We start from the raw sequence: 16,368 nt of genomic DNA on the forward strand, positions 1-16,368 counted from the left end.
AGCAGTTGGTTATCCATTGCAACGTGGTTAACTTAGCCGCTAAGAAAATAATACACTAATGTTTAGCTCTCTAAAACAGTGATAAAAATTCTTCATATCCCATGCTATCCAATTGTTCTTTCGGTATGAATTTCAGTGAGGCCGAGTTTATACAATATCTTAAACCTGTAGGTTGCGGTCCATCTTCAAATACGTGTCCGAGATGGGAATCACCAAATCGACTTCTTACTTCAATGCGCGTGTAAAAAAGTTTGCTGTCTTTATGCTCGGTGATAAATCTCTCATTGATAGGCCTTGTAAAACTGGGCCAACCTGTGCCTGATTTGTATTTATCGGTGGAGCTAAACAGGGGCTCGCCCGAAACGATATCGACGTAAATGCCTTCTTTTTTGTTATCCCAGTACTCATTTTTAAATGGACGTTCGGTGCCTTCTTCTTGCGTAACGTAGTATTGAAGTTCCGTCAGCATACCCTTTATCTCAGGGGCACTCGGCTTTGAATATCGCTGAGTATCTACGCCTTTGTCCGCATCAATCATTGCTATCAATGTCATGCCCGATTCTTCACGATCTTTACCAAATATGCTATCTAGATAGCGATCACGCCCTGAGCCGTGTCGGTAATATTTGTATCGAATTGGATTCTTCTTGTAGTAGTCCTGGTGATAGTCTTCCGCATTGTAAAAAGTCGTGTATTCGATCAGTTCTGTTTTGAGGGGTTTTTTGTATACACCCAATTGTTCGATATCTTGTATGAAACCAGTGGCTATATTTAGCTGTTGCTCATTATGATAGAACACAGCAGGGCGGTAGTGCCTCCCTCTATCTACAAATGAGCCTTGATCGTCGGTAGGGTCCATATGGCGAAACAACTGGTCAAGCACTTCTACATACGTCACTGAATCCGCGTCATAAGTAACTTGAATTGCCTCAATGTGACCGGTTTTACCCGCAGCAACTTGCTTGTAAGTAGGGTTAACCTCGACGCCCCCTGCATAGCCAGAGACAACCTCAATGACTCCAGGTAGTTTTTCTAAATCAGCCTCGGTGCACCAAAAGCATCCTCCCGCAAGTGTGGCAACTTTGACGTTGCTTGCGTCAGACATTGTCGCATCGTCAGCCATAGAACTGCCCGACATCATCCATGCGAAAGGAGAAGCGATGACAATGGTAAAAAGTGCGGTAGACAGTCGTTTCATTTGAGACCTCGTCTTTCTTTGTTGAATAGTCCCTCAATAAGAAAGTGCAAACGGAGAAAAAATTTCACGCTTTATTATTAAATAGCGATTTTATTTAACAATAGTGATACGAAAGATAGGAGGGTATGGTTCAAAATAAAGAGAATGTTGCCCCTGAGGCACAGGGGCAGTAGCGGGTTTAATGTGATGGCTAGACTTTAATCATCTTGTAGTAATTGCAAGCCTGCAGGTAAGGTATCGCCGAAGGCTTTTTGAGCTTCTTCTTGGTTAAATGCCTCTTCAGTGGTTAGAAGGTGCAACCATGTTTGCGGCACTTTACTGCTTGTGATTTTTTCTATTACTTGCTGTCTGGTAATCTCTGTGACATCAAGCGTTCTATCACCAGTCTTGCAAGCCATCATGACTGCGGCAAAGGCCGCCATGCTTTGTTTATTCCAATCAAGTTCAAGCAAAATTTGTAGCCAAGTATTGATCTCTTTAACCGGAATAACATTGTGCTGACTTCCATATAATGGCCTGCGATTACCGAGACGTGCCAGTGCCCACCAGTGCGCATCACGGTAGTTTTCTAAGTGGCATGCTTTCGTCATAAACCAATTGGCGAGCAACGTTTTATCTTCAAAATGCAGTCGTTCTAAGGACGCAGATAAGCGCACCATTGCCTCATAGCCATTTTCATGCGCAACCTTGGCAGTTTGCGGGTTTTTTAATGCTCCCGGATGTAAGTATTTGGCGATATCAGCAAGAATTTTTTCTTGTTGTTCTTGATTCAACCCTCCACTGACTCTTCGCCAAAAAATCCACCAATCACTCCACCCTTGCTGGTTCTTAAACTGAATACCTTGCTGGTAAAGTGGCCAAACTTGCTCCATTCGCCAAGAATCAACAGGATCGCCAAATCCGGGCCTTAAGCTGTAACCTGCTAATCTTAGCCAATTTTTCTCGTGGGGCTCTGAACGGCGGCGACGCTTCTTACCGAGTGCAAAGGCATCAAATAAATGCCGAGAGGTAGTTAAGTCCCAGCTATCACGTTTACCCAATTTGCGCTCTAGCTGCTTAGCGAGCATTTTGATTTCTTTAGCATCAGTTTGCTTTTTACTGCCACTGTAAAGGTTAGAAATGAGTTGTTTAGATTGTATTAGGTTTTCAGGGATTTTTTGTTCTTGAACAGTTTTTTGATTTCGAACCTCAAATTCAACCTGCCAACGGTCGTTATCATGCTCAATGTCCACACACTCAAGTTGTAACGTTCCAACTTCCGTTAATTTACTACTCAGCTGCACCTCCACCTTTCGCTTTTGATTAGCGTCGAGTTGCTTGTTACTGCCACTATCAAGCGAGGCGATAGAAGGGGGGAGTGCTTGCATAAGATCGCTGTCTACCGTGTGAAGTGTCCCATTACTTGGGATTGACCCATCACTTAAATTGTCCATGGTTGTTGTCAGTAGATTGAAGCGAACAGGTTGGTCAAGAGTGAGTGCAAACCGACGCCCAGTTAAGCGCACTTCGGTACCTTCTTCACCGCCTTTACCCAGTAAACATAGTGCTTGGCTTTTATTCTTTCCGGCTAGATGTAAGAAGTAGGAGCGTGGACTACCACCACCGATCTTTAGTTGAGCACCGCGTCGTGCTTTGCTGTATGCCACAGCGCCATACGCCACTGCAAAATCTGGGTGGGGGTTATCCAATAGAGTAACAGAGTCATCACGCCATAGTTCAAGGACATCTTGGATACGTTTTTTAATCAAAGGACTGTTAAACGCGCCACCATTAACTAAGAGAGCGACAGGGATAGCTTTGCCTTGATCATTCCCTAAAGCGTCTTGGCATGCCGACTGATGTTGGTTTAAAAACTGGGCAACATGTTTGGTGACGGCAGGATCTGATACATAGGGTAAGCCAAATTCCACAACTGCACTTCGCTTACTGCTAGGCAGGTCATCAAAGTCAGTTAGAGGGAAAAAGCCTTCAAGTCCAAGTTGTTGAACTTCTTCTCGCGTTATTGCCACACTGCGAGCACCGCCAATAAGACGCGAGCCACCACCTAATAAGGTGACTTTGCCTTCTTCTGGCGCATCCACACTTAGCAAGTTTTCTTTCACGCGACGAGTTTGTGAAATAAGTTTGCTTAGGGCTTGTGCCTTCATGGGCGCTTTATTATTTAGCTTTTGCTCACTAATATGAGCAAGGGCAAGGTCAATGTTATCTCCGCCAAGCATGAGGTGATCACCAACACCAATGCGATTAAGGCTAAGCTCGCCGTCTGTATATTTTGCCTGAATAAGACTAAGGTCGGTTGTACCGCCCCCTACATCGCAAATCAAAATCAAAGGAATATCTGAAAGATCGGTGTTCTGTTGCTGTTCAAAGCGAGCATACCAGTCATAACACGCCGCTTGAGGCTCTTCTAGAAGTAGCACATTCTTTAAACCTGCGAGAGAGGCTGACTTTAAGGTTAGGTTTCTGGCGATTTCATCAAAAGACGCAGGAACTGTAATAACAACTTCTTGCTCTTCAAGTCTATTGATAGGATTGCGATGGTTCCATGCTTGCCGTATGTGATTTAGATAGCTGGCACTGGCAATAACTGGCGAGACTTTTTCAACATCATCTGCACCAGCCCACGGCAAGATGTCTGATTCTCTGTCTACATTGGTATGGGACAGCCAGCTTTTTGCACTAGAAACTTGTCTTCCTTCGACTAAAGAGCCCAATTCTCGTGCCCACTCTCCAATAATGACATTGTCAACGTCACCTGTAACGTGTTGCTGTGTCCACGGCAGTTGAAGGGCCTCACTAGAAAACTGCTCTTTTGTCGCATGAAACCGGAAGGAAGGAAGTTGCGGTCTGCGCGCTACTTCACCTTGTCCTACGAGTTGGTCAATTTCAAACAATTGCAGAGAAGACTCTTTAAGAGGCTCTGTGTTTTCACAAAAAGCGACCACAGTATTGGTGGTACCAAGGTCAATACCGACGAGAAATCGAGGTTTTTTTGAAGGAACAGATGTCTTTGAGGATGTCATAGTTAACTCGGAGCAACAAAGGTGAAGAAAAACAGCACTGAAGAAATCAGTGCTGTTTAGAGTCTATGGAATTATAGATTAGCTTTGGGCGTTGTCTTCTCTTACATCAAATTCAACGTGCCATGTTTGACCGTTGTCTGTTGCAATAGCTTCAAGATAGAGAGTACCAAGCTCTGTGACTCGAGACGCTAGTTTAACAGCAACGACATCACCTACTTGACGGCCTTCTTTTGCGTCTAAGGTGACCTGAATTTCAGGAAGTTCATCCAATTCGCCGTCTTGCCAATAGTCTAGGTGCGTACCGGCATTGTCTTCTCGGCGAACGGTAGAACCGTAGAACTGGAAGTGGACAGGTTCACCGATCACTAGACCAAATTCTTGACTTGGAACATTAGCTGAGGAGCCTTCTTCCATGCCAAAGGGCGCTACGCACAGCGCTTCCATTGGAGGAGCCATACCAGGGATCGCAGGCATAGCGCTTTCTATACCGACATAGTAACTCGAAGCGATACCACCACGGATACGTACGCCTTTGCCTTGACGAACTTGACCGTAATAAGCTGCACCTGATGATACTGCAAGATCTAGGTCTGAGCCGAGTAACTGTTTAGCCTCTGGTGCATCGGCATCGGCTAACCATAAGTTAATCACCTCAAACAATCGCTCAGCTAGCGTTTCTGCCTTGAGGACACCGCCGTTGAATAAAATAGCGGTTGGTTTAACGAAATCCGGTTTATCAGAGCCGAACATGCCACCAAAAACATCAGAGGTGGATTCTGCTTGCTTGCTTAGGAAAGCAGCGATGTGCCTTGTTACACCGGCATCTTGTGCATAAGGCAGACCCATTTGAGTTAATGCGCCGCGTCTCGCTTGCTTAGGATGTTCGTCGATATCTACTACAGGGAAAAAACCATCCACAAGGGTTTGCTGAACTTCTTCTGCAGTCAGTTCGGTTTTTAGTGTGCTCCCCATAAGCTTAGAACCGCGACTAGGAATAACAATCGGTACAGATTGCAGTTCTTTATCATTAAGAAGGGCTTCCTTAGCATCGCGGCAAGCATGCACGATGGCTTGTATTTGCCATGGTTGCAGGTCTTTGCCGTCTTGAGCCATCTTCATCTTAATTCGATAGGCTAGGGCGAGATCCATGTTGTCACCGCCAAGCAGTATGTGCTCGCCAACTGCAACACGCTCTAGTGTAAGGTTACCTTCCTCTTCTGTAACTGCAACTAGAGATAAATCAGTAGTACCACCGCCCACATCGACAACTAATACAACATCACCAATCGTTAATTGATTGCGCCAGTCATCACCGGTTTTCTCAATCCAGTTGTATAAGGCCGCTTGTGGCTCTTCTAATAGCGTTAGGTGATGTAGCCCAAGATTACGAGCCGCTTCTGCTGTGAGATCGCGAGCGGCAGGGTCAAAAGAGGCAGGAACAGTGATAGTCACGTCTTGTTCATGAAGCTTCTGCTCTGGGTGTGCGTGATTCCATGCTTGCATTAAATGCTCTAGGTAAAGCTCAGTGGCGCGCAAAGGAGAAACCTTGCTGATTTCTTCTGGGCTTCCTGCTGGTAGAAATGCTTCTCGGCGATTTACTGCCGCATGACCAAGCCAAGACTTAGCGCTCGCCACTAATCGAATAGGGGTCTTGCTTCCAAGCTTTCTCGCAACAGAACCCACAAGAGCTTCTGGAGACTCTGTCCATGGTAGAGTTCGAGAGCCTGCACCCATTTCGTGTTCACTAGGTTGATAAATGAAAGACCCTAATTGATTGAGACTCTCGACTTGACCCGGCGCACTAAGCTGAGGAATTGGCATCACTTCAACTGTGGCATCTTCTTGGTGCTTATCAACAAAGGATAATACGCTGTGTGTAGTACCTAAATCGATACCGACAATGTATTTTGCAGATTCACTCATTACAGCTCAACCTCCGCAGGTGCGATGATGTTCGCGTTGTAGTTTTCGGCAAGCTTTGGAAGCTCGATTTGATCGGCTTTCCAACCCTTATGAATAAGTGTACCGGTGAAAGGAGCTTTGCCAGTAACATTACCCACAAGGCGAATCTCTTGAGCGTCAAACCCTTCGGCAACTTGAATTTGTGTCTCTTCCGTTTCGTTGCGAACGGGTGTTAGCGTAACGTAGTCTTTAAGAACTTTTTGTCCGCCGCTATGAATAACGCGAGCAGCAGCGCCAACTTCTTCATCTGCAAAGGAAGATATATCTTCTTTCAGAAAGTCAACTAAGCGAGCTTCTTGTTGTAGAAGTGATAGCAGTTGCAGGGCAGAGTCGGTAGAGGCAGTCTTGAGTTTTGACTCTACTTCTACCACTTTCTCTACCACTTTTTCGACTTCGACGATTTTCTCGACTTCAACGATTTTTTCTACAGGCTTTTCAACCTCTACACGTTTCTCGACTGGCTTTTCGACGATCTTTTCAATAGTTTTTGGCTTACGAGCGATAGCAATAGCCAGAAGGACGACACTTGACGCAGCTAAACCTGCATGAAGCATATCAAACGTGTTAGGTAACACGGATAGGTCGATGATCATGATTAGAGTCTCATTAGGTATAATGTAATTGCTCTAAATGTGCGGGCGCTTGAATAGAAATTCAAGTACTTAAATACATTTAGTTAGTGTTTGAGTATGTCAAATTAGGGTAAACTTAACGACAATTAATATCGCTCATGAACAAGATTTAATGAACTATAACCGAGTTGTTTGCTTTGATTTAGAAATGTGTTGCTGGAATGAAAACGGCAAGGGCATTACAGGTGAAATCATAGAAATTGGTTTAGCGGAGATTGATCTAGCTAAGCAAGAAATCGTTAAGCGCGCGCAATATTATGTGAAGCCCGAAAAAGATGAAGTCTCTTTATTTTGTACTCAGTTGACGGGTATCAGTGCACGTAAAATTGAAAAGCAGGGAAGGCCTCTTGAAGGGGTGATGAAGTCAATGATCAAAAACTTTGGCGGTGCGAACAAAATTTATGCAAGTTGGGGGCGAGATGACATTATCTTTCGCAATGAATGCAAAGACAAAGGGATTGATTTTCCCTTTGTTGAGTTTGTAAATCTTGCTACCTTATACCGCATGCAACATCGCCTCAGAGAAAAACGAATTGGTCATAGAGCGGCACAAGAAGCGCTAAACATTGAGTGGGAAGGTAGACAGCATTCAGGTTATACCGATGCGTATAATCTAGCGAAACTTGCGTTAGTCATGCTCTAATTACTGCCTTGTACCTTTAGTTTTGTTTTTACAAAGTCGCTGTGATCAACATAGATAAGGTCAGCAGCTTTGCGAATGACGGATTCCTCGATAGGGTCAAGCTCTCCATCGGCATAGGCGACTGTCCACATTGCTTTAATGAGTTCGTTTCGTTCAGTTCTGGGCAAGTCTCTTAACTGAGAAGTGAAGTCGTACAATGACACTGACTGGTTTGCTTGTTCTCTAGCGCTCTCAAGCAAGGTTGCTGCGTCTTCAGATGTGACATCTAACAGTTTTTGCAGCATTTGCTGCTCTGCTGCTAACTCTTGTGGTGTTTGTTCATGGTCAGCGGCAGTTACCTCACACAGTAAAGCGGCAATAGCGAGTTTTGGTTGCTCTTGTGTGTGAGTGGCAAGATCGTTGCCATCTAAAAGCTCTTTAAACAAAGAATGGATTTTATTGAACATGTGATCGACCTCATGATTCTTTATCGTTTGTCCATTATATGCAGGACTATAGGGAATGAAGTCAATAGTGAATCTAAAAAAAACACTTTGGAGTTGTAATGACTGAGCTAGGTATATTTGAAAGCTCATCTCTTATCGCCATGCTATTGATCTTTGTTGGCGCCTTTGTTCAAACGGCTATCGGCTTTGGATTAGCGATTGTTGCTGCTCCCTTATTGTTTCAAATTTCAATTGATTATGTACCGGCGCCTATTTGTTTAGTCGCGTTGGTTGTATCACTCATTAACGCATTTAAATTTCGTTCCAATATCAGCATTGGCGGATTAAAGCTCGCTTTGTATGGGCGAATACCCGGTTCATTAGCAGGAGGCGCGATTCTACTTTACGTATCCGCAAGCATGCTGTCGTTAGGCCTTGGGTTATTTGTGTTACTTGCCGTTCTAGTCAGCGCATTGCCATTTCGACTCGAACCCACCCCCAAGCGCATGTTTATAGCAGGGTTTTTGTCTGGTTTTATGGGGACAAGTTCTAGTATTGGCGGGCCGCCAATGGCACTTTTGCTTCAGCACCAAGATGCGAATAATCTGCGAGGCAATTTGTCAGCATTCTTTGTCTTTAGCTCTATCTTATCCTTGATAGTACTGATGGCTATGGGCTTGTTTACGATGAAGCATCTGTTGCTGACCATACCTCTCATCCCCGCAGCAATACTGGGTTATTGGGTGGCGATGCGCTCAGTAAACTACCTTTCAAAAGAATGGATGAGGCGTATTTCGCTAGTACTTTGTCTAGTAAGCGGCTCGAGTGCAATCTGGCAAGGCTTGTCTTGACAGACAAATGACCAGAGATGAAAACTATATTTACCTTTCTTAGGATTGTAAGCCTATAATAAATAGTGACTTTTAGTTTTGTCGCTTGTTTATGCTTTGAAAGGACTCTATGAACAAATTTCAACCAACGATGCTGGCTGCATCGATCGCTTTCTGCCTATCGACAGACGTAGTAGCAGAAGAAAGAGCGGTGACTGAACCTGCCAAATCAGAAGAAACAGAACTCAGCGGAAATACCTCTAAAAATCCAGAGCAGACTTGGGGCTTAGCTGGGGTGGTGCGAAGTGCATCTGTGCCTTATGTAAACGGTCTGGATCTTGATGACGCCGAACGTGTTAGTACTTTTATCCCCATGCTGTATTTCGAAAACGATTACGTTTATGTCAAAGGCTTAACTCTAGGGGGATATCTTTACAACCCTAAAGAGAGTGATTGGAACGTTTCGGCTTTGGGACGACTTCGGTTCATAGATATTCCTGCAGACATCCAGAACGAATATGGAGCGGATGCTCTGGATCTGGGTATTCGGGGTGAGTATCAATATACTGATCAATGGTTTGCCTACTCAGAATTAATGACGGATACCGATGGCAATTGGTACGGAACGATAGGCACCGAGGGCGAGTATCAGTATGGCTCTTTGACTTTACAGCCTTATGGTACGTTGCGTTTGAAGAGCAGTGATTTTAACTCTTACTATTATGGCTTAGGTGAAGATATCGATGGCGGTGTCGATACGTTCGTTGGTGTTCGTGCAAATTACCACGTCATATCGAACTTTTATCTACTCGGTTCGGCGAGCGTACAAATACTCGATGGTAGTGCCAAAGATGCTGTGGTTATCGATGACAACATACAGACCGAATATTACCTAGGCATCGGATTCTTTAACGATCCAGAAAAACCCCGCAAGTCTCATCTATCCAACAAGCCTTATGTACGCATTGCGCACGGCTGGGGAACGCCATCGAACCTAGGTGATATTCTTGGCGGCGATATTGAAGATGACCCATATAATAGCCAAATCACGACAGTCTTTTATGGTCACCCATTGACGGATAGCTTGTTTGGATTGCCATTAGATATTTATCTAACCCCCGGTTTTGGTTGGCATTGGAGTAATGAAGACCAAGCGTCAAGTCAAGAGTACATCCTAGCAATCAAGGCTTACTATACGGTACCTTGGCCGTTTGACTGGCGTCTTGGTGTTGCTGAAGGTATGTCTTATACCTCAAAGATCAACTCGTTGGAGCAAAACGAATTTGATGAGAAAGGTTATGAGCCCAACAATTTCCTAAACTATCTGGATTTTTCTGTTGATGTAAACCTTGGCTCAATGCTCAACTATCGTCCTATGGACGGCGTTTGGTTGGGGTATTCAATTCACCATCGCTCAGCAATCTTTGAAAAATCGTCGCAATATGGGCGTATAAAGGGCGGCAGTAACTACAACAGCGTCTATTTGCAGTTTGATTTCTAGAGAAAGAAGTGGCGCTTAAAAGGCAAGGGGCTCGGTTTCGAGCCTCTTTTTTATCTCCACGTCACGACAGGTGAGAGAAGTTAGAACCAGTTGAGATTCATCACCGCAGAGCTTTGTTCTGCATTACTAATGCCACACATCTCATCGTATGCAGTTGCTTGTAATAGAGAGGCGGATTGATATGTTTCACTTGAGCAGTACTCACGAACTTGTTCAAGGCTTCGAAAAGTTCTTGGATTATTGTGGCGGTCTAATAGTGGCGCTTTACGCTTTCCTTGTACCTGGTATGCTAAGTAAATATCACCTTCCAATGATTCGATTAAAAGTTCCATCTGTTTCTCACTAGTCAAATAAGAGTAAAAACACTTACGAAACCGAGGCTAAATCGATCATTGAACGGTAATTATCGATGAACCAATTAGACGTTTTTTATGCCTATTGTGATACAATTTAGTGAGTTATACCTTTCACAGTTATCAGTTCGGAATCGTTTTGACCCAATCTCAGCCTCAAAAACAGACAAACACCGCTACCTCTCTTAAAGCTGCTCTTAAAGAGTGCATGATTAAGGATCGCTTTCGCCTATCTAAACGCATTCAAGGCGCAAGTCGGATCAAGAATGAGAGCGCTAGAAATACCGTATTCGATGAAATAGCGTTAGATATTGCTAAGTCCATGATGACAGTACAGGCGCGCCAATCGAATACACCGACTATTAATTACCCTGAAATCTTGCCGGTAAGTCAAAAGCGAGATGATATTGCCAAAGCAATTGCTGAGAATCAGGTGGTGATCGTAGCAGGTGAAACGGGGTCGGGTAAGACAACTCAGTTACCTAAAATATGTGCGGAATTAGGACGAGGGAAAGCAGGCTTAATTGGTCATACTCAACCAAGGCGTCTTGCTGCGCGCTCCGTGGCAAGTCGTATTGCAGAAGAGATGGAAACACAGCTTGGCGAATTTGTCGGCTATAAAGTCCGTTTTAACGATAAGATCAGTGAAAATACACAAGTTAAGTTGATGACTGATGGTATCTTGTTGGCAGAGATTCAACATGATCGCTACCTGAATCAATACGACACCATTATTATCGATGAAGCGCATGAACGAAGCCTTAATATCGATTTTATTCTGGGCTACCTGAGAAACATATTACCCAAACGTCCTGATCTTAAAATTATTATCACCTCTGCGACCATTGATCCACAGCGCTTCTCCAAGCACTTTAATGATGCTCCTATTATTGAGGTATCAGGGCGAACCTATCCAGTTGATACACGCTATCGTCCTTTGTCTGGAGAAGACGATGTCGATAGAGATCAATTAGAAGGTATCTTTGAGGCGGTTGATGAACTTTGTGATGAAGGGCTAGGGGATATCCTAATCTTCATGAACGGTGAACGAGAAATACGTGATACCGCTGATGCATTGAGTAAACGAAATCTACGAGATACTGAAATCGTCCCTTTGTATGCAAGGCTTTCATCGTCAGAGCAAAATAGGATCTTTCAGTCACACAGTGGTCGTCGCATTGTTTTGGCGACTAACGTTGCAGAAACCTCTTTAACTGTGCCGGGCATTCGTTATGTTATTGACCCAGGCACAGCGCGGATTAGTCGTTACTCTTATCGAACTAAAGTACAGAGACTGCCGATTGAAGCGGTCTCACAAGCAAGTGCCAACCAGCGTAAAGGGCGTTGTGGCCGTGTTGCAGAGGGTATCTGTATTAGGCTCTATTCAGAAGAGGACTTTTTGTCTCGCCCTGAATTCACCGATCCAGAAATCCTACGAACTAACCTAGCATCGGTTATCTTGCAGATGACGGCGTTGGGGCTTGGTGATATCGAAGCTTTCCCATTTGTGGAAAAACCCGACCGTCGTAATATTCAAGACGGTGTACGACTGCTTGAAGAGCTTGGCGCTATCAATCCAACCGAAACAGATCCACGCAAGCGTTTAACGGGTATTGGCCGCAAGTTAGCACGATTACCAATCGACCCTCGTCTTGGCCGCATGGTGATTGAATCGCCTCGTCTAGGGTGCGCAAAAGAGGTAATGATTATTGCTTCTGCGCTTTCAATTCAAGACCCACGTGAACGTCCGAGTGACAAGCAACAATCTTCAGATGATAAGCATCGTCGATTCTTCGATAAAGATTCAGACTTCTTAAGCTTTGTTAACCTTTGGGAATACATTAAAACCCAACAAAAAGCGTTAACGGGTAACCAATTCCGTCGTCAGTGCAAGCAAGACTATCTCAACTATTTGCGTGTTCGTGAGTGGCAAGATTTGTACTTTCAACTTAGCCAATCATTACGTGAATTGGACATCAAGGTTAACGATGAACCTGCAGATTATCAGTCTGTGCACTGTGCTTTGCTAAGCGGTATGCTCTCTCATGTGGGTATGAAAGACCAAGAAAAGAATGAATACCAAGGTGCGCGAAACGCAAGATTTCATATCTTTCCAGCATCGGGGCTATTTAAAAAACAGCCTAAATGGGTGATGACAGCAGAGTTGGTAGAGACCTCGCGCTTATGGGGACGTATTGTTGCCAAGATACAGCCTGAGTGGATTGAACCTTTAGCTAAACATCTAATTAAACGTAGCTACAGTGAACCCCATTGGTCGAAGAAACAAGCGGCAGTGCAGGCTCACGAAAAGGTAACGCTTTATGGTATTCCGATCGTTCCTAAACGCACAGTGAACTACGGACCTATTGATCCAACATTATGTCGAGAATTGTTTATTCGCGCTGCCATGGTAGAGGGAGATTGGGAAACCAAGCACAGTTTCTTTAAGCAAAACCGTAAGTTATTGAAAGAAGTCGAAGAGCTGGAGCATAAGTCTCGTCGCCGCGATATTTTGGTGGATGATGATGAGTTGTTCGATTTTTATGATCAGCGAGTCTCAACCGATGCTATCTCGGGTCGTCACTTTGATGCGTGGTGGAACAAAGAACGTAAAGCCAGCCCTGAGTTCCTCAACTTTGAAAAAGAGATGTTATTCCGTGGCGATGCCTCGCATGTCACTGAGTTAGACTATCCCAATTTTTGGCATCAAAATGGCCTTAAGCTCAAACTTAGCTATCAGTTTGAACCAGGTGACAATAGTGACGGTGTCACGGTGAATATCCCATTACCAGTTCTAAACCAAGTTCAACCCGAAGGATTTGATTGGCAGATCCCAGGTCTGCGACATGAGCTGGTGGTAAGCCTAATTAAAGCACTGCCTAAAACATTGCGCAGAAATTTTGTGCCTGCACCTAATTACGCGGATGCTTTCTTGTCTCGAGTCACGCCAATGGAAGCGCCATTGCTTGATAGCCTTGAGAAAGAGCTTCGACGTATGACGGGAGTCGAGGTATTGAGAGAAGATTGGAAGCTAGAACAGATCCCGGATCATCTCAAGGTTACTTTTCGCGCCGTCGACCATCGAAACCGAAAATTGAAAGAACATGCGGATCTGTATGAGCTTAAAGACAGCCTAAAAGAGAAGGTACAACAAACACTTTCTAAGGTGGCTGATGATGATATTGAACAAAAAGATCTTCATACTTGGAGTTTTGGTGAAATTCCACGCGTGTATGAACAAAAGCGCGGCGGGTACCAGGTTAAGGCATACCCAGCCATTGTAGATGCGAAGCAAAGCGTTGAGATTAAGCTTTTTGAGACTGAGTATGAACAGCAACAAGCAATGCAAGCCGGTCAGCGTCGCTTAGTACTGCTTAATGTCCCTTCTCCAATTAAGTATTTGCACCAGAATCTGCCTAACAAGTCTAAGCTGGGGCTGTACTTTAATCCTTTTGGTAAGGTTCTAGATCTAATTGATGATTGTATTGCTTGCGGTGTTGATAAGCTGATAGAAGGTCAGGGCGGTCTTGTTTGGGAGTCCGATAAGTTTGAATCGTTGAAAGAGCATGTGCGAGGTGAGCTTGGTGACACTGTCGTTGATATTGCAAAGCAAGTAGAGGCGATTTTGACAACGGCCTTTAATATCAATAAAAAGCTTAAAGGGCGTGTCGACCTTAGCATGGCTTTTGCATTGTCTGATATAAAGGCACAAGTAGAAGGGCTTATCTATAAAGGTTTTGCTACTGAGTGTGGCTGGAAGAAATTACCTGACATTTTACGTTACATGCGTGCTATCGAAAGACGTATGGAAAAATTACCTATCGATCCAAATCGTGACCGATTGCAACTTCTTAAGATTGAAGCGGTGGCGAAACAGTACCAAGAACTGAAAAATAAAATACCGAAGGGTGCAGTAGTACCTGAATCAGTAAAAGAGATCCATTGGATGTTACAGGAATTGCGCGTGAGCTATTTTGCTCAACAATTAGGCACGCCGTATCCAATTTCTGATAAACGTATTCGAAATGCAATTGATAATGCGTAAATCAATGCTGTGATTTTGTCATTTATGGTTCATAATGTGACAAAGTAAAACCACAACTAAAACAGGAAGTTAGAATGAAGTACGTTAAACATGCTCTTGCCATTGGTCTGATGAGTGTTTCGTCTATGGCAGCTGCAGACTCATGGTTGTACGCGGGTGGTGCAGTAGGTCAGTCTTCTTTTGGTAGCGATGACAACACTACATTTGGTTTACATGTAGGTACGGGCATTTTGCCGATCATCGGTATTGAAGCGGGTTATTGGAATCATGGTAAGTTTAAGTTCAGTGGGCTAGAGTACGATGCTGACTCTTTCTATGTGGGCATCAAACCAAGTGTAGATCTAGGTCCTGTGCATATTTACGGCCGCCTTGGTGCAAACCGTTATGATCTTAGTGGTAAAGCCGGAACTGATAGCGATGATGGTTATGATCTAATGTACGGTGTAGGTGTTGAATATTTCATCATTGATATGATTTCAGTAGGTGCGGGTTATCAAAACTTTGAAGTTGGTGATGCTGGCAACATTGATTCGTTCACGCTAAACGCAACATTCCACTTTTTGTAATACCCCATTTAGAATTTAAAATGCTCCTAGTTAGGAGCATTTTTTTTATCTCTAGATTTAGCTTGCTACCATACTTATAGCATTGACGTAGCAAGAGGACTGACATTGACCACAGCCATTGCATCGGTCGGTATCAATTTTTGGTAGCTCGTCTTCTTCGATATAAATAGCGCCTAACGTGCAACTAGACTGGCATAGATTACAAGAGAGCTGAAGATAGTTATTACAGCTTTGTGAAAAGCTTGGGGTAAGGTCTATGTGAGCTTTGACACTTAAATTCAGGGCACCGGTAGGGCAAGCCTTGGTACATTCTTGGCACAAGGTGCATTCGTTGTAGTCCATATCGATACGCGCTAGGTTTTCGCGAATGTGTACGATACTGTTTGGACAAGCCCTTGCACACTTTCCACATCCATCACATAGGCGTACAAATAGAGCTTCATCAACCGCTTGTGGTGGACGGGCCGCTGTTCTTGGTGTCGCCTCAGTTTCACCACTTAACTCACTAACCGGTTTAGATAAACGGGTTAAGAAGCCTCTGCGATTTGAATCAATTGCTTCGGACATAGTTAATCTAGATACAATTTTCTATTTACAATGTTTAATTGTAAGTCACTTGCAATCCCCACCAACCACGTCTTGATATCAACAGCCAGTGCACTGTAAAAAACATTATCGGCTTTTTTACTAAGTAACTCTAAGTAAGGAATTGCCCAGGGTAAAAGGTGATATTCAAGTAGGTGATTTGCTGCTTGTTCTTTTTCTTCAGCAAGGAGTTGAGAAAAGGCATACAAGGTTAAACCAAATTGATCTTCTGGCTCTCTTAAACCCGTGTCGAGCGATATTCCATGGCTTTTAAGAAATGCACGATATTCAACGGTGGATTCACCGAATACTACGCGATCTTTGTCAAGATATACTGATCCCCACGGAGGCGCGGGCATGTCACCTAGTCCCTCAAAAAGATGAGAGAAACTATGCTCTAAGCTTTCTTCTGATTGCACCTCAAGGGCATCAACGCATTGTTGAGAAACGATATTTTCTTCAGCCAAAGCGACTAACACTTGGATCAGCTCTTGTTTTTTCCAACGTTCGTAAAAGAGTGAACCGACAAGCTTAGCTGTATTGAGAATCATTCGTAAAATTCCGCATAAGTGATGACGGCTAAGTATATTCAAATCCATATTACT

The 16,368-nt window shown here is 44.0% G+C and carries 13 protein-coding genes; 5 read left to right on the plus strand and 8 right to left on the minus strand.

Going from position 1 to position 16,368, the window contains the following annotated elements; translation table 11 throughout:
- Positions 1 to 70: 70 nt before the first annotated feature.
- The 4 genes from msrB to OCU48_RS06235 form a co-directional block, all read right to left on the minus strand.
- Positions 71 to 1,198, minus strand: coding sequence for a peptide-methionine (R)-S-oxide reductase MsrB (msrB, locus tag OCU48_RS06220; RefSeq protein WP_141344534.1), 1,128 nt, complete (start codon positions 1,196 to 1,198; stop codon positions 71 to 73).
- Positions 1,199 to 1,395: 197 nt separating this feature from the next.
- The gene (locus tag OCU48_RS06225) at positions 1,396 to 4,221 is read right to left on the minus strand and encodes an Hsp70 family protein (RefSeq protein WP_141344535.1); all 2,826 of its coding nucleotides are present in this window, start codon (positions 4,219 to 4,221) and stop codon (positions 1,396 to 1,398) included.
- 78 nt (positions 4,222 to 4,299) lie between these two features.
- The gene (locus tag OCU48_RS06230; protein ID WP_141344536.1) at positions 4,300 to 6,144 is read right to left on the minus strand and encodes an Hsp70 family protein; all 1,845 of its coding nucleotides are present in this window, start codon (positions 6,142 to 6,144) and stop codon (positions 4,300 to 4,302) included.
- Positions 6,144 to 6,776, minus strand: coding sequence for a DUF2760 domain-containing protein (locus OCU48_RS06235; RefSeq protein WP_141344537.1), 633 nt, complete (start codon positions 6,774 to 6,776; stop codon positions 6,144 to 6,146). Before OCU48_RS06235 ends, OCU48_RS06230 begins: the two co-directional genes overlap by 1 nt.
- A gap of 151 nt (positions 6,777 to 6,927) precedes the next feature.
- On the opposite strand from OCU48_RS06235, the gene OCU48_RS06240 reads away from it, so the two are divergent.
- Positions 6,928 to 7,458: a 3'-5' exonuclease gene (locus tag OCU48_RS06240; protein WP_141344538.1), complete on the plus strand. Its 531-nt coding sequence runs from the start codon at positions 6,928 to 6,930 to the stop codon at positions 7,456 to 7,458.
- Here the strand turns inward: OCU48_RS06240 and OCU48_RS06245 are convergent.
- On the minus strand, positions 7,455 to 7,904 hold the full coding sequence (locus tag OCU48_RS06245) for a tellurite resistance TerB family protein (protein ID WP_141344539.1): 450 nt from the start codon (positions 7,902 to 7,904) through the stop codon (positions 7,455 to 7,457). The genes OCU48_RS06240 and OCU48_RS06245 overlap by 4 nt on opposite strands.
- A gap of 140 nt (positions 7,905 to 8,044) precedes the next feature.
- Here OCU48_RS06245 and OCU48_RS06250 point away from each other — a divergent pair, with 140 nt between their 5' ends.
- On the plus strand, positions 8,045 to 8,734 hold the full coding sequence (locus OCU48_RS06250; protein ID WP_141344579.1) for a sulfite exporter TauE/SafE family protein: 690 nt from the start codon (positions 8,045 to 8,047) through the stop codon (positions 8,732 to 8,734).
- A gap of 109 nt (positions 8,735 to 8,843) precedes the next feature.
- The gene (locus tag OCU48_RS06255; protein WP_141344540.1) at positions 8,844 to 10,214 is read left to right on the plus strand and encodes a MipA/OmpV family protein; all 1,371 of its coding nucleotides are present in this window, start codon (positions 8,844 to 8,846) and stop codon (positions 10,212 to 10,214) included.
- A gap of 80 nt (positions 10,215 to 10,294) precedes the next feature.
- Here OCU48_RS06255 and OCU48_RS06260 read toward each other — a convergent pair whose 3' ends face one another.
- Positions 10,295 to 10,546 carry a DUF6482 family protein gene (locus OCU48_RS06260; RefSeq protein ID WP_141344541.1) on the minus strand — a complete coding sequence of 84 codons (252 nt, stop codon included), beginning with the start codon at positions 10,544 to 10,546 and terminating at the stop codon, positions 10,295 to 10,297.
- A 160-nt stretch (positions 10,547 to 10,706) separates the two neighbouring features.
- Between OCU48_RS06260 and hrpA the strand changes: the two genes are divergently transcribed.
- Positions 10,707 to 14,612 carry an ATP-dependent RNA helicase HrpA gene (hrpA, locus tag OCU48_RS06265; RefSeq protein ID WP_141344542.1) on the plus strand — a complete coding sequence of 1,302 codons (3,906 nt, stop codon included), beginning with the start codon at positions 10,707 to 10,709 and terminating at the stop codon, positions 14,610 to 14,612.
- 74 nt (positions 14,613 to 14,686) lie between these two features.
- Complete coding sequence (locus tag OCU48_RS06270; RefSeq protein WP_141344543.1) at positions 14,687 to 15,178, plus strand: outer membrane beta-barrel protein; 492 nt, start codon at positions 14,687 to 14,689, stop codon at positions 15,176 to 15,178.
- A 57-nt stretch (positions 15,179 to 15,235) separates the two neighbouring features.
- Here OCU48_RS06270 and napF read toward each other — a convergent pair whose 3' ends face one another.
- Together napF and OCU48_RS06280 are read right to left on the minus strand one after the other, a co-directional pair.
- A complete protein-coding gene (gene napF, locus OCU48_RS06275) occupies positions 15,236 to 15,745 on the minus strand; it encodes a ferredoxin-type protein NapF (protein ID WP_141344544.1) in 510 nt (169 codons plus the stop codon).
- 2 nt (positions 15,746 to 15,747) lie between these two features.
- Entirely contained in the window at positions 15,748 to 16,314 is a 567-nt protein-coding gene (locus OCU48_RS06280; RefSeq protein WP_141344580.1) for a molecular chaperone TorD family protein, read from the minus strand.
- Between the last annotated feature and the right edge of the window lie 54 nt (positions 16,315 to 16,368).

It is taken from the genome of Vibrio inusitatus (assembly GCA_024346935.1).
In the GTDB taxonomy this organism is placed as follows: Bacteria; Pseudomonadota; Gammaproteobacteria; order Enterobacterales; family Vibrionaceae; genus Vibrio; species Vibrio inusitatus.

Excerpts from the sequence above, each read along its gene's own strand:
- OCU48_RS06255 (WP_141344540.1), top strand. The coding sequence starts at position 8,844 with ATGAACAAATTTCAACCAACGATGCTGGCTGCATCGATCGCTTTCTGC.
- OCU48_RS06230 (WP_141344536.1), bottom strand. The coding sequence starts at position 6,144 with ATGAGTGAATCTGCAAAATACATTGTCGGTATCGATTTAGGTACTACA.
- napF (WP_141344544.1), bottom strand. The coding sequence starts at position 15,745 with ATGTCCGAAGCAATTGATTCAAATCGCAGAGGCTTCTTAACCCGTTTA.
- OCU48_RS06260 (WP_141344541.1), bottom strand. The coding sequence starts at position 10,546 with ATGGAACTTTTAATCGAATCATTGGAAGGTGATATTTACTTAGCATAC.
- OCU48_RS06245 (WP_141344539.1), bottom strand. The coding sequence starts at position 7,904 with ATGTTCAATAAAATCCATTCTTTGTTTAAAGAGCTTTTAGATGGCAAC.
- msrB (WP_141344534.1), bottom strand. The coding sequence starts at position 1,198 with ATGAAACGACTGTCTACCGCACTTTTTACCATTGTCATCGCTTCTCCT.
- OCU48_RS06250 (WP_141344579.1), top strand. The coding sequence starts at position 8,045 with ATGCTATTGATCTTTGTTGGCGCCTTTGTTCAAACGGCTATCGGCTTT.
- OCU48_RS06270 (WP_141344543.1), top strand. The coding sequence starts at position 14,687 with ATGAAGTACGTTAAACATGCTCTTGCCATTGGTCTGATGAGTGTTTCG.
- OCU48_RS06280 (WP_141344580.1), bottom strand. The coding sequence starts at position 16,314 with ATGATTCTCAATACAGCTAAGCTTGTCGGTTCACTCTTTTACGAACGT.
- OCU48_RS06235 (WP_141344537.1), bottom strand. The coding sequence starts at position 6,776 with ATGATCATCGACCTATCCGTGTTACCTAACACGTTTGATATGCTTCAT.
- OCU48_RS06225 (WP_141344535.1), bottom strand. The coding sequence starts at position 4,221 with ATGACATCCTCAAAGACATCTGTTCCTTCAAAAAAACCTCGATTTCTC.
- OCU48_RS06240 (WP_141344538.1), top strand. The coding sequence starts at position 6,928 with ATGAACTATAACCGAGTTGTTTGCTTTGATTTAGAAATGTGTTGCTGG.